The sequence below is a fragment of the Enterobacter sp. I4 genome (assembly GCF_022669095.1).
GTDB classification, from domain to species: domain Bacteria; phylum Pseudomonadota; class Gammaproteobacteria; order Enterobacterales; family Enterobacteriaceae; genus Enterobacter; species Enterobacter pasteurii.
This window is the reverse complement of sequence record NZ_JALBUO010000001.1, coordinates 1658807-1672077: the sequence shown is the minus strand read 5'-3', so window position 1 is coordinate 1672077 and position 13271 is coordinate 1658807. Positions and strand designations below refer to the sequence as shown.

Annotated in this window: 12 protein-coding genes; 1 reads left to right on the top strand and 11 read right to left on the bottom strand. The window is 55.3% G+C overall.

Translation table 11 applies throughout. The features are described from left to right. Positions 1 to 18: 18 nt before the first annotated feature. From cheA to flhD, 5 genes are all read right to left on the bottom strand, one after another. Positions 19 to 2028 carry a chemotaxis protein CheA gene (gene cheA / locus MOQ06_RS07950; protein WP_242172294.1) on the bottom strand — a complete coding sequence of 670 codons (2010 nt, stop codon included), beginning with the start codon at positions 2026 to 2028 and terminating at the stop codon, positions 19 to 21. A gap of 4 nt (positions 2029 to 2032) precedes the next feature. Then, positions 2033 to 2962, bottom strand: coding sequence for a flagellar motor protein MotB (motB, locus tag MOQ06_RS07945; protein ID WP_148418102.1), 930 nt, complete (start codon positions 2960 to 2962; stop codon positions 2033 to 2035). Continuing rightward, positions 2959 to 3846 carry a flagellar motor stator protein MotA gene (gene motA / locus MOQ06_RS07940; RefSeq protein WP_242172293.1) on the bottom strand — a complete coding sequence of 296 codons (888 nt, stop codon included), beginning with the start codon at positions 3844 to 3846 and terminating at the stop codon, positions 2959 to 2961. The genes motB and motA overlap by 4 nt, the downstream gene beginning before the upstream one ends. Before the next feature lie 123 nt (positions 3847 to 3969). Continuing rightward, on the bottom strand, positions 3970 to 4548 hold the full coding sequence (flhC, locus tag MOQ06_RS07935; RefSeq protein WP_193354660.1) for a flagellar transcriptional regulator FlhC: 579 nt from the start codon (positions 4546 to 4548) through the stop codon (positions 3970 to 3972). 2 nt (positions 4549 to 4550) lie between these two features. Next, positions 4551 to 4901, bottom strand: coding sequence for a flagellar transcriptional regulator FlhD (gene flhD, locus MOQ06_RS07930; protein ID WP_209007143.1), 351 nt, complete (start codon positions 4899 to 4901; stop codon positions 4551 to 4553). A 794-nt stretch (positions 4902 to 5695) separates the two neighbouring features. Between flhD and uspC the strand changes: the two genes are divergently transcribed. Then, entirely contained in the window at positions 5696 to 6124 is a 429-nt protein-coding gene (gene uspC, locus MOQ06_RS07925) for a universal stress protein UspC (RefSeq protein ID WP_242172292.1), read from the top strand. 15 nt (positions 6125 to 6139) lie between these two features. Here uspC and otsA read toward each other — a convergent pair whose 3' ends face one another. The 6 genes from otsA to MOQ06_RS07895 form a co-directional block, all read right to left on the bottom strand. Then, the gene (gene otsA, locus MOQ06_RS07920) at positions 6140 to 7564 is read right to left on the bottom strand and encodes an alpha,alpha-trehalose-phosphate synthase (RefSeq protein WP_148418106.1); all 1425 of its coding nucleotides are present in this window, start codon (positions 7562 to 7564) and stop codon (positions 6140 to 6142) included. Beyond that, a complete protein-coding gene (gene otsB, locus MOQ06_RS07915) occupies positions 7539 to 8342 on the bottom strand; it encodes a trehalose-phosphatase (RefSeq protein WP_176610019.1) in 804 nt (267 codons plus the stop codon). Before otsB ends, otsA begins: the two co-directional genes overlap by 26 nt. A 153-nt stretch (positions 8343 to 8495) precedes the next feature. Continuing rightward, positions 8496 to 9476, bottom strand: a complete 981-nt coding sequence (araH, locus tag MOQ06_RS07910) for an arabinose ABC transporter permease AraH (protein WP_176611195.1) — start codon at positions 9474 to 9476, stop codon at positions 8496 to 8498. A 14-nt stretch (positions 9477 to 9490) separates the two neighbouring features. Beyond that, positions 9491 to 11005, bottom strand: a complete 1515-nt coding sequence (araG, locus tag MOQ06_RS07905; protein ID WP_242172291.1) for an L-arabinose ABC transporter ATP-binding protein AraG — start codon at positions 11003 to 11005, stop codon at positions 9491 to 9493. 71 nt (positions 11006 to 11076) lie between these two features. Continuing rightward, positions 11077 to 12066, bottom strand: coding sequence for an arabinose ABC transporter substrate-binding protein AraF (gene araF, locus MOQ06_RS07900; RefSeq protein ID WP_242172290.1), 990 nt, complete (start codon positions 12064 to 12066; stop codon positions 11077 to 11079). A gap of 316 nt (positions 12067 to 12382) precedes the next feature. After that, positions 12383 to 12940 carry a DJ-1/PfpI family protein gene (locus MOQ06_RS07895; RefSeq protein ID WP_148418109.1) on the bottom strand — a complete coding sequence of 186 codons (558 nt, stop codon included), beginning with the start codon at positions 12938 to 12940 and terminating at the stop codon, positions 12383 to 12385. Positions 12941 to 13271 lie beyond the last annotated feature (331 nt).

The following is a 13271-nucleotide window of genomic DNA, read 5'->3' as shown; positions in this document are numbered from 1 at the left end:
TTATTACCTTCTACTTAATCAGGCGGCTGTGTACGCCACACGTTGTTCACGATTTAATCCCTGAAGTGCCGATACATCGACGATCAGCGCGACGCTACCATCCCCCAGAATGGTGGCAGCGGAGATCCCCGGCACTTTGCGGTAGTTACTTTCCAGGTTCTTCACCACCACCTGATGCTGGCCAATCAGCTGATCGACCAGCAGCGCATAGCGGCGTCCGGCGCTTTGCAGGATCACAACGATTCCCTGCGTGGCCTCGGTTTTGGCACCGTCCACTTCGAACACTTTCCACAGCTCCACCAGCGGCAGGTACTCGCCGCGGACTTCGAGGACGCGCTCGCCGCCCGCCAGCGGATGCAGATCTTCTTCGCGCGGCTGGAGTGATTCCATCACCGCGTTCAGCGGCAGAATAAACACCTCGTCCGCCACCTTGACGGACATTCCGTCCAGGATGGCCAGCGTCAGCGGCAGCAGGATACGGATAGTTGTGCCCGCGCCCTGTTTAGACTGGATCTCAACGTGGCCGCCCATCTCCTGAATGTTACGTTTCACCACGTCCATGCCCACGCCACGGCCGGAGACGTCGGTGACCTGCTCCGCGGTTGAGAAGCCCGGCGCAAAGATCAGCATGCCCACTTCTTCATCGGTCATATTTTCGTTTACGGCCATGCCCTGCGAAACGGCTTTTGCCAGAATGCGCTCGCGGTTCAGCCCCGCGCCGTCGTCGGTCACTTCAATGCAGATGTTGCCGCCCTGGTGTTCCGCTGACAGGATCAGGTTTCCAACCGGTGACTTCCCGGCCGCCACGCGGTTTTCAGGCAGCTCGATGCCGTGGTCGAGGCTGTTACGCACCAGGTGCGTTAACGGGTCAATAATGCGCTCGATCAGGCTCTTGTCCAGCTCGGTGGAGCTGCCCATCAGCGTCAGCTCGATCTGCTTGTTGAGCTTGCCCGCCAGGTCGCGAACCAGACGCGGGAAGCGGCTGAAGACGTATTCCATCGGCATCATGCGGATGGACATCACCGACTCCTGCAAATCGCGGGCGTTACGTTGTAACTGACCCATGCTGGTGATGAGATCGCCGTGGGTAACCGGGTCCAGCTCGTTGGAGCGCTGGGCCAGCATCGACTGGGTGATCACCAGTTCGCCCACCAGGTTGATTAGCTGATCCACCTTCTCTACCGCCACGCGAATGCTGGTGGACTCGCTGGAGCGCGCCGCCGGTTTTTCACCGCGCGCGGGTGCCGCCGTCTCTTTTGGTACCGCCTTCAGCGCCGGCGCGGCGGGCACCGCGGCAGGAACGTCCTCTACCGGCGCGGGGGCTTCAACGGCCGCGTCTTCGGTTTCAAACGCGATTTGGTCGGCTTCAATAACGAAGCACAGCACCGCCACGATATCGTCCTGACCAATGCCGCCGTCGAGCGTCGCGGCCAGGCTGTCTTTGCCCTTCACCACGTTGCTTAACGTCGCCAGATTGCCCAGCTCGTCTTCCAGCAGGTTGACTTCGTTCTCTTTCAGGCGTGACAGCACCACCCGCAGCTTGCCAGCGGGTGCGGCAGGCGCAGCATCCGTCCCGGCAACCGCATCCACAACGCTCAGTTTTGCCGCAGGGACAACCGGCGCGGACGCCTCACCTTTGGCTTCCAGCGCCAGCTGACGAAGCGCATTGCAGATGTATTCAAAGCTGGCGGCATCAGGCTCTGCCGAACTTTTATAGGCGTCGAGCTGTTCCTGCATAATATCTTTCGTTTCCAAAAACAGGTTGATAATGTCGGTATTGAGCTGCATCTCACCGCGTCGGGCGTCATCAAGCAGGTTTTCCATTAAATGGGTTGTTTCCTGCAGGACGGTAAAACCAAAGGTACCGGCCCCGCCTTTGATGGAGTGCGCCGCACGGAAGATGGCATTAAGCTGCTCGGAATCCGGTGCCTCAGGCACCAGGTCCAGCAGGTGTTGCTCCATGTCAGCCAATAGTTCATCGGCTTCATCGAAAAATGTCTGGTAAAAATCGCTAATATCCATGCTCACGCTATCACCTCGGATTGGCTGGTGGCGATGTTGGAACGGCAGCCGAAGGGACGGCCCCAGGCTGTTTTAAATCGTCCAGTGACTCACTCTGACTTTCGGCGTTTTCATGCAGGATGGCCTGCTCCGCCTGCTGGTTCAGCACTAAAAGACTGATACGACGGTTGATGGCGTCATCCGGCCCGCGGTCGGTAACGCGCATGGTTGCCGCCATGCCGACCACGCGCAGTACCTTGCCATCATCAAGCCCACCCGCCACCAGCTCGCGACGCGAGGCGTTGGCGCGATCGGCAGAAAGCTCCCAGTTGCTGTATCCCTTTTCTCCCGAGGCGTACGGGAAATCATCCGTGTGCCCGGACAGGCTGATGCGGTTAGGAATGCCGTTCAGCACCGGCGCAATGGCGCGCAGAATATCGCGCATGTACGGCTCAACGTCGGCGCTGCCGGTTTTGAACATCGGCCGGTTCTGGCTGTCGATGATCTGAATACGCAGACCTTCCTGCACGAGGTCGATCTTCAGGTGCGGGCGCAGCGCGCGCAGTTTCGGATCGGCCTCTATCAGCTGATCCAGATCGCCGCGCAGTTTTTTCAGGCGCGCCTGCTCCATCCGTTTTTTCAGCTCGTCGATGTTGGGCTGCTTTTTGACTTCGCCCTGCTGCTGGGTGTAATCGTCACCGCCGCCGGGAATCGGGCTGTCGCTGTTCGAAATGCGCGGCCCGCCGCTCACCGCCGTTGCCAGCGGGGTTCGGAAATATTCCGCAATCTGGATAAGCTCTTTCGGGCTGGAGATGGAGATCAGCCACATCACCAGAAAGAAGGCCATCATGGCGGTCATAAAGTCGGCGTAGGCGATTTTCCAGGAGCCGTGAGAACCGTGTCCGTGCCCCTTATGCTTGCGCTTTTTGACGATGACGATCGGATGGGACTGGTTTTTCATGCGTCCTCAGTTGTCGTCTGTTGGTTTGGGTTTTTCACCGCGCGCACGTGCTCTTCCAGCTCGATGAACGACGGACGTTCGCTGGAGTAGAGCGTCTTACGACCAAATTCGACGGCGATCGGTGGCGCATAGCCGTTGAGGTTAGAGAGCAGCGTAATCTTCACGCACTGCATCATTTTTGTAGTTTCGGCGCTCTTCTGGCGCAGAACGCTTGCCAGCGGGGAGATAAAACCGTAGGCCAGCAAAATACCGAGGAACGTCCCCACCATCGCGTGGGCGATCAGCGCGCCCAGCTCTGCCGCCGGGCGATCCGCCGAGGCCAGGGCATGCACCACGCCCATGACCGCCGCCACGATCCCGAAGGCCGGAAGCGAGTCGCCCACCAGCGCCAGGCTGTTTGCCGGCACTTCGGATTCGCTTTCGTGGGTTTCGATTTCTTCGTCCATCAGGGCTTCAATTTCGAAGGTGTTCATGTTGCCGCTGATGATCAGGCGCAGGTAATCCACGATAAAATCGAGCATTATCGCGTCGGCAAGAATGCGCGGGTAGCTGGCGAAAATTTCGCTCTCTTTCGGGTTTTCAATGTCCCGCTCAAGCGAGAACATCCCCTGCTGGCGCGACTTCGCCATCAGGCGATAGAGCAGCGCCAGCAGATCCATATACATGCTTTTGGTGTATTTTGAGCGACGAAACAGCAGCGGAATCGCCTTCAGCGTGCCCTTGATCGATTTACCGTTGTTACCAACGATAAAAGCCCCTACCCCTGCGCCGCCGATGATGACAAGTTCAGCCGGTTGATAGAGTGCTCCAAGGTGCCCGCCGGTCATCATGTAACCGCCGAAAACTGTACCGAGAACTACCAGGTAACCTAATAAGATAAGCACGACATCATCCTTCCGCTAGTGACTATGGCAGGACGTTCAGTTCGAGCGCGTTACCGGAACGCAGGGTAAAAAAAAGCAGCGGTAATCGCTTACCGCTGCTGGAATCTTGCCCACAGGTTCGGGTTAAACAGCGTGTTCGATCTGTTCATCCAGCAGTTGTGGAATAATATCGGCAGCATCCCGGGAAAGTTTACGTCTTTTTACGGCCCGGGACGGAGGCTGGCACAAACTACAGGCAAAGCTGCCCGCAGGCTGGTGCGCGTGGGTAATAAAATTGCCGTCGCAGCAGTTGCAGCGCGACAGTTCAAGCATTCCGCTTTCAACAAAACGCACCAGCGTCCATGCGCGGGTTAGCGCCAGCAGGGGCCCTTCTTCCTGCTGAGGGCATTGCTCAAGGTAAAGTTTGTAGGCTCTGATAACGGCATCAACGCCGCTGCATAAGCCCGTTTTAAGCAGGTACTGCCAGGCGTTACAGAACATGGAGGCATGAATGTTCTGTTCCCAGGTCATGAACCAGTCTGTCGAAAACGGCAGCATACCTTTCGGCGGCGGGCTTCCGCGTAATTCTTTGTACAGCTTGATCAGACGACCACGGCTCAGCTGCGTCTCGCTTTCCAGCATCTGTAAACGAGCACCCAGCGTAATGAGTTCCATCGCCAGCTGTATATCACGGGCTTCCTGAACAATGCTTTTTTCGCTCATTGTTAAGCCCTTTTCTTCCGGGCTACGTCATCAGGCTGGCTGATTTCGCTGAGCAGGCGGGTGGAGAGAAGAATACCGGTGTGGATCTGTTGCAGATCGTCCACGCGGGATTCCTGAGTCAGACGCGTGATGGTCTGCGGGTTATCAAAGCGGAACTGGCAAACCAGTTGATTAGTTTCAGCCAGCTTGACCATTTGCGGGAGCGTTAATCCACCCAGCATGGTTGCCATCTCTTCGGTAACACCCAGACGAAACATCGCTGATGCCTTATCCTGACTAATCAAACGCTGCGCGAGCAGTAAATACGACAAATTGATGTCATAAATATGTTTTAGCAACTCGGATGTATGCATTTTTCCCATCCCGAATAACCAACTATTATTTTTATGCGGTAAGACCGCACCCCGTGATGTCGCCGGGAAATCACCCGGTATAAAAAGAAAAGGCTAAATGCATAGTTGAATTAAGGTTTGTACGTCGTAAAGCGCGTGACCGGCTGACATGGCCCAAAAGTCGGTTACACATTTTATCTTTTCTTACAAATAACTAAGATTTTTCCTAATTCGACGCAAACTCTACTCGTCAGTTTTGACACATACAATGCAGCCCCCCCTGAAATTTAAAATAAATGTGATCCACGTCACATAATTTACGCGAATGTAACCTATAAATCCATCAGCACGACTTGTAATTTGTCTATTTTTCGAACAATCGAAGCTGATTTATATTCTTATTGATCGAATACCCATGCAGAGGAATGACGGATCGGGCACGGAAATTGCCTGCCAGCGTAAACCCGCTCCCCTTTCGCCTTTTGGGTATACCCCTATAGAAAGCAGGTGTAGTTTATTTAGTAAAAACAGTAGGTTATCGTCGATAAAAGGAAAGGTAGTTTCGGAGGGTAATTATCGCACCCGCGTTGAGTATCGATTAAGGCGATTTAACAGCACGGAAGGTTAAATGTGTGATTTGCGTTAAGTTGTTAATTATTTTCATTTAGGGCGGCGTTTTAGTTATTCTTCTTATAAGAATAATTAATGAATAATTATGATAAGCTTCACATTTCTGTCGTATGCCCCTCTTGCAGCAGCGCCAGATTCGCGGTAAAGCTGGGAAAACGCGTCATTCTGACATAAAGGAGTGTGTGATGAGTTACTCCCATCTTCTTGTTTCCGTTGCTGTTTCGCCTGAAAGCCACCACCTTGTCGCCCGCGCCGTTTCCATCGCCCGCCCGAACAATGCCCGCATCAGCCTGATCACGCTGGCCGCTGAACCTGAAATGTATAATCAGCTGGCTGCGCCGATGCTGGAAGATATTCGTGAGGTTCTTCAGGAGGAAACGCAGCAATTTCTGCGCGAGCTGGCAGAGAGGGCAAACTATCCCGTTCACCAGTCGGTAATCGCCACCGGGGAGTTAAGCGAACATATTCTCGCCATGTGCAGGCAGGAGAATATTGACCTGGTTATCTGCGGTAATCATAACCAGAGTTTTTTTTCCCGGGCGGCGTGTTCGGCAAAATCTATCGTTTCGTCAAGCCAGGTGGATGTGCTGCTGGTGCCTCTCGGGGGCAGTTAATGCCCCCGGAGAAAATCACGCCAGTTTAGGGAATGTCGCGATCTTTTTTTGCAGGTCACCTTCCTGACTTTGCGGCTGGATCGCGCGCAAATCGTCGATAAAACGCGCCTGCCAGCGGTTAATATCATTCTTCACGATGGTCTCCATCATTTCCGAATGACGTGAAATACGTTCCGCAAGCGGCATGGTTAACGCGCGGTTCAGCGCATTTGCCACGTCATCGCGATCGTACGGGTTTACAATCAGCGCCGAGGTTAACTCGTTCGCCGCACCGGCAAATTGCGACAGCACCAGCACGCCCGGGTCAGCAGGATCTTGTGCTGCTACATACTCTTTTGCCACCAGGTTCATCCCGTCACGCAGCGGCGTAACCAGCCCGACGTCCGCATAACGGAACACCTTCATCAGGATCTTGCGCTCAAAATGCTGATTTAAATAGAAAAGTGGCGTCCAGCCAAGCTGCCCGTAGCGCCCGTTAATGCGCCCTGCTTCGGTCTCCAGCTGGTGACGAATATCCTGATAGGCCTGAACCTCCCCGCGCGACGTTGGGGCGATCTGGGTATAGCGAATTTTGCCGTGATGCTGCGGGTACTTATCCAGCAGGGTTTCGTAGGCGAGAAAACGCTCCGGCAGGCCTTTGGAATAATCCAGTCGTTCAACCGAAAAGATATTCTTAACGTGCTTAAGTTCATCCTTAAGCTGGGCAAGCTTCGGCGGCAGCGGGCCGGAGGCCTGCTCGGCAATTTCGTCAGGCTCAATGCCAATCGGGTAAACTTCGGTATGGAAGTTCCGTCCCCACGCCGTGTGGGATTTGCCCCCGTGCGTCACCAGCCGCGTTTTACCCGACACGCTGTCGAGGAAGGCCAGCCTGTCGTTTTCCGTCTGGAAGCCCAGCAGGTCGTAATCAGACAGCGCTTCAAGAATTTCATCATGCTGCGGCAGCGCGGTAAAGATCTCCGGCGTCGGGAACGGTATATGCAGGAAGAAGCCGATGCGGTTATTCACGCCACGCTTACGCAGCTCCCTTGCAAAAGGCAGCAGATGATAATCGTGGATCCATAAAATATCGTCTTCTTCGATAAGCGGCAGCAGTTTATCCGCCAGCAGCGCGTTGACGCGCATGTAGCCTTCGTAGGACTCACGCTGGAACTTCACCAGATCCAGACGATAGTGAAACGCCGGCCACAGCACGGCGTTTGAAAACTCGGAATAGTATTCATCGTAGTCCTTCTCGCTCAGGGCGAAGGAGGCCCACGTAATATTGCCCCGTGACACCTTTTTTAGCGGTTTCTCATCATTGCTGATTTCCCCGCTCCAGCCAAACCAGAGGCCACCGGCGGCTTTCAGGGCACCTAATACCCCGACCGCCAGGCCACCCGCGCTGGCTTTTTTATCATCCGGCGGTGCGATGCGATTAGAGACGACGACTAAGCGACCCATAATGATTTCTCCCGTTGTTTTGCGCTATTTGTTGTTGTTGCTGGTTAGCGACGTCAGATATCCACTGCCAGACGCTGGCGACGTTTTCCAGACGCCATGCGGCAGTAGTTTCGCCAGGACCAACCTTGACGGACATGCCGTCGGCCTGGTTTACCACCCCAAACCCGGCCTCGTCGGTCAGGTCATCCCCAAAAAATACCGGCGTGCGCCCCCGGAACGGCGGCTCCGCCATGAACGCCGCAATGGCAGCGCCTTTGTTAATTCCTGCTGGTTTAATCTCGACCACGCATTTACCCGGCTGAAGCGCCAGCTCCGGATGGGCGTCCGCCACGCTTCGCGCTACCGCAAAGATTGCAGCCTCATGATGGGGCGCCTGACGGTAGTGCAGCGCAAAGGCCATGCCTTTGGCTTCCAGTTCCGTACCGGGAAGCATTTCCAGAGCCGAAGTGAGTTGCGCATGCAGCGCCTGAATCAGCGTATCGGGGAGTGAAACTATATGCAGTTGATCATGGATATCGCGGCGCTCCGCTCCGTGTACACCGGCCAGCGGAAAGTGATAAGGACTGGCGAGCACGTCCAGCTCGGCCATTGAGCGCCCTGAAATCAATGCCAGTGCCCCCTCGTTCAGTCGGGAGAGCTGCTGCAAATTCTCTAACACCGTATCCGGTACTACAACGTCATCGGGATGCGGTTCTATCCCGGCGAGCGTCCCGTCGAGGTCAAAAAAGAAAGCAAATTTTCCGGGCAGTACAGGCGGTGCGGTTAACAAGTCAGCCACCCTAATCCTCCTTACGGTTAGCAAAACAGCCATGTAAGTATAGACAGTGTGACGGCGCTCGCCATTTAGCAACCGGCCCGTCAGCGAAACTGGCGGGCCGGTCCGGGGGTCAACTATGGTTAATAGTTGAGCATAGCGGTGTTGAAAAAAGAATCAAACGGTACGCTTCGCTTTTTGCTTGTAACGGTCGAAGATCACCGCTGCCAGCAGGATCAGGCCGCGAACGACGTACTGAGAGAAAGGCGAAATATTAAGCAGGTTCATCGCGTTCTCCACGGTCCCCAGAATCAGGATACCCGCCACCACATATGAGATTTTTCCGATGCCTCCCTTGAGGGAAACGCCCCCCAAAACGCACGCAGAAATGACAATCAGCTCATATCCGATAGAGGTCATCGGCTGACCGCTGGTCATGCGGGACGCCAGAATAATCCCTGCCGCCGCCGATACCAGCCCGGAAAGCACGAAGATGATGATTTTGGTTCGCACGACCGGGACGCCCGCCAGGCGCGCCGCTTCCTCATTACCGCCAATCGCCAGGGTGTTACGGCCAAAGGTGGTGCGGTTAAGCAGGAAACCGAACAGGATCAAACAGGCTACCGTCAGCCAGATTGGCGCCGGCAGGCCCAGCCAGTTGGCATAGCCCAGCGTGAAGAAACGCTCGTCTTCAATCCCAACCGCCTTACCGTCGGAGATGATATAGGCCAGACCGCGCACGATCTGCATGGTTGCAAGCGTCGTGATCAGGGCGTTGATCTTCAGGCGCGCAATCACAAACCCGTTCACCAGGCCGCTCAGCACGCCGAGCATCAGCCCGGCAAATACGCCGATCCACAGGCTTTCGGTCATGTTGATGACCACGGCGGTGGTGACGCCGGCACAGGCAATTACCGAGGCGACCGACAGGTCAAAATCGCCGGAAGCCAGGCAGAACAGCATGCCGCAGGCCACCATGCCGGACATGGAGATCGCCAGCCCCAGCCCCTTCATATTAATGAACGTGGCGAAGTTCGGCACAAAAATTGCGCAGGCGACGAACAGGGCGGCAAAGACCACCAGCATGCCGTACTGGTCCCAGATGCGGCCAAAACTGAAAGCCGACTTCGGCGCTCCGGATGTAGTAACAGAGGACATCATTGACTCCTTACTCAGGCGACAGCCTGGCTAACTTTAGGCATGGCGAGACTCAACGCCTGTTGTTCATTCGCCTGTTCATGCAGCAATTCACCGGCAATTTCACCTTCGCGCATCACAACGATGCGGTCGGCGACGCCCAGCACCTCGGGCAGATCGCTTGAAGCGAACAGCACCGCCACGCCGCGTTTTGCCAGTTCATAGATGACGTTATAGATTTCGTGTTTGGCCCCCACGTCGATACCGCGCGTTGGCTCATCCAGCAAAATGACCTTCATGTCTTCCGACAGCCAGCGGCCCAGAATGGCCTTCTGCTGGTTACCGCCCGAAAGGTTCATGATCAGCTGTTCAGCGCCGGGGGTTTTGATGTTCAGCGAACGGATATGGTGCTCCGCGTTGCTCGCCTCCCAGCCGTCGTTAATCAGACATCCCGCGCGGATGAACTTGCGCCGGGCAGAGATGTTGATGTTGTCGCGCACCGAGTGCACCGGGATGATGCCCTCGGCCTTTCGATCCTCAGGACAGAGCATGATGCCCGCGTTAATGGCATGCGCGGGCTTCTGAATATCGACCTTTTGCCCGTCCACAAACACCTGCCCCTGGATAATGCGCGTGCCGCCGAACAGCCCTTTCATCAGCTCGCTGCGCCCTGCCCCGACGAGACCAAACAGCCCCACGATTTCCCCGCTGCGTACCGTGAGCGAAATGGGCGTGCGGACCCCCGGCGCTTTGACGTTATCCAGACGCAGACGCTCCGGGCCGTACTCTCGCGGTTTCCAGTGGTAAATATCCCCCAGATCGCGTCCAACCATCGCCTGCACCAGCTGGTCATGATCCACCTGCTGCATATCGCTGAAGGTGCGCACGTAGCGGCCATCCTTAAATACGGTGATGGCATCGCTTAAGGCAAAAATCTCTTCCATACGGTGAGAGACATATAAGATGACGCGGCCTTCCCTGCGCAGCTCGCGGATCACGCGAAAGAGGTTTTCAATCTCGCGCGCGGAGAGCGAGCTGGTCGGCTCGTCGAAAGCGATGATCTTGGCGTTGCGGGCCAGCGCCTTGGCAATTTCCACCATTTGCCACTGGCCGATGGAGAGATACTTAAGGGGCGTTTGCGGATCGACATCCAGCCCGAGGTGTTTCAGCTGCAGGCCCGCTTCATAGTTGAGCAGCGAGCGGTTAACCACGCCGCTTTTGTGCGGAAGCTGGCCCAGATAGATGTTCTCCGCCACGGTCATCTCAGGAATAAGGTGCAGCTCCTGATAGATGATAGCGACCCCGGCGTTCAGCGCCGCCGTGGTGTCGGCAAAGGCCACCTCTTCGCCACGCAAGGCCAGCGTGCCGGTGGTGGGCGTGTAGTTGCCGCTGAGTATTTTTAACAGCGTGGATTTTCCCGCGCCGTTCTCCCCCATCAGGGCGTGAACCTGTCCGGCATAGCAGTCGAAGCTGATATCGGTCAGCGCGTTTACGCCGGGGAACGTTTTACCGATGCCGCGGAAAGAGAGGTACGGATCAGACTGTTGCATAACGACTCCGTGATTCCTGTAGTGTGTACGTCTGGCCCCTCACGGCGCGTAAGGGGCACAATCACAGCGTATTACTTACCGCCCAGTCCTTTTTTCGCCAGCTCCTCTTTGAAGTTTTCGCGGGTGATCAGCACCACGTCGGTTACTTCGGTGAATTTCGGCGGTTCAACCCCTTTGGTCACCCAGTTGTAAAGCATCTCGCTGGATTTATAGCCGTGTACGTCCGGGCTCGGCAGCAGAGAGCCGTAGAAGCCGGTCGCCTGCGCTTTGGAGAGTTCGCTCACCGCGTCAACGCCGTTGATGCCGATGCCGATCACGTCCGGCGCCTTAAAGCCCTGACCTTCGGTTGCGCGCACGCCACCCAGCACGGTGTTGTCGTTCATGCCGACCACCAGCCAGTGCTTCACCTCAGGGTGCTGAACGAGCATGGAGTTCGCCGCATCAAAGGCGCCGGGGATATCGTTAGATTTGGTAGGCACTTTGTAGATCTGTTTTTCCGGGAAACCTGCGGCTTTCAGCGCGTCCATGGACCCGGTGGTACGACGACGCGCGGTATCCAGCTCGTCCGCGGTGATGGCCATGACGGCGGTCTCTTTTACATCCCAGCCGCGTTTCTGCATCTCTTTATAGAGCTCCTGGCCCTGACGCTCGCCGATTTTGGTTGCCGCCATCATTACCAGCGGTACGGTATCCATCGGCTTGCCTTTGGCATTCACGAACTGATCGTCCACGGCGATCACTTTCATATCGTAGCCGCGCGCTTTCGCGGCAATGGCGGAACCCAGTTTGGGATCCGGCGTGCAGATAACGAAACCTTTCGCGCCGCTGGCCGCCAGGCTGTCGATGGCGTTTAGCGTTTTCTCACCGTCAGGCACGGCGATTTTGATCACCTCAAAACCTAAATCTTTCCCGGCTTTATCAGCAAATTTCCATTCGGTCTGGAACCACGGCTCTTCAGGCTGTTTAACCAGAAAACCGAGCTTTAAATTTTCAGCGATAGCGGATTGTGACATAACGGCAGCCAGGCCGATGGCCGCCAGCGCTTTAGTAAATTTGTGCATGGTAAACTCCAGCTTTAGCATTCTTTTCTGTAGGGAATAATGACGAACGTCTTATTTAATCGGACTTAAAACAAGGCATTAGCGCCTACCTCGTCATAAGCGTTAGTGCTGGTGATAGTTTTAGCGGGAAATTAATCATCCATAAGAGAGCGCCATCACACCGCAGAATTACAGTAATTGCGTACATAAATTCAGCGGAAAATGACATAAAAATGGGCAGAATTGTCCTACAAATAGTGGGGAATTAAGCAGAATAATCCATAAGGTCAGCTAAGGAGTCCCTGTTAACCGGACGCGCGGGCGCCCGGTGGGACGTTTACCAGGGGTAATAGATGTGTTCAGCATGCTCGCGGACGGGAGCGTCATCTCCCAGCAAACGCGCGGAAAGGGCCAGCGCAAAGTCAAAGGCGTGGCCAAGGCCTTTGCCGCTGATCAGGTTGCCGTCCTCCACGACCGGGGCATCCACGTATTCTCCGTCCCGTACGGTTTGCCATAAGTCACCGGAACAGACGTAGCGCCGCCCCTTCAGTAACCCGTTGCCGCCCAGGACTCGCGCCGCCGCGGAGCAGATTGGGCAGATCAGCCTGCCACTCTCGTCATGCGCGGCAACAAAGCGGATAACGTCGCGGTCGGCCGCAAGATTCATGCTCCCCTGCGGGCCGCCGGGCAACACCACCGCGTCATACAGCGTGTCGATGCGCTCCGCTAGCGTACCGTCTGCGACCATGGGAATGTTGTGATAGCTCACCACCGCCCGCGACGCGGCACAGGCCAGCGTTTCTACCTCAATCTGCAGGCGACGCAGAATATCAATAGTGATAATTGCCTCTGCCTCTTCAAAACCAGGTGCCAGCAGCACCGCAACCTTAGCCATCGTAAACCTCAGCGAATAAAAGAAGATAAAACATCGTTTCATTTCCATCGCTTACCGGATGACAATCTTACGACGCGATCGCAGAACGGTATATTTAATAAAAATTGATTTAGCTCAAATTAGCAGCAGCAGGATATATTCATGAATATTAAATCCGTTTTAACCCTTTCACAGAATTTCTCGCCAAAGAACGTTTCCCTAAACGACAGAAATGAGCGAAATGTGATTATAAATTATTTATATCAACACGTTAACTGATGGCGCATTTGTTTACCTGTTTATAATTCTCAACTATATTTAATTTTGTAATGTATGGTAAACACAGCCCAAT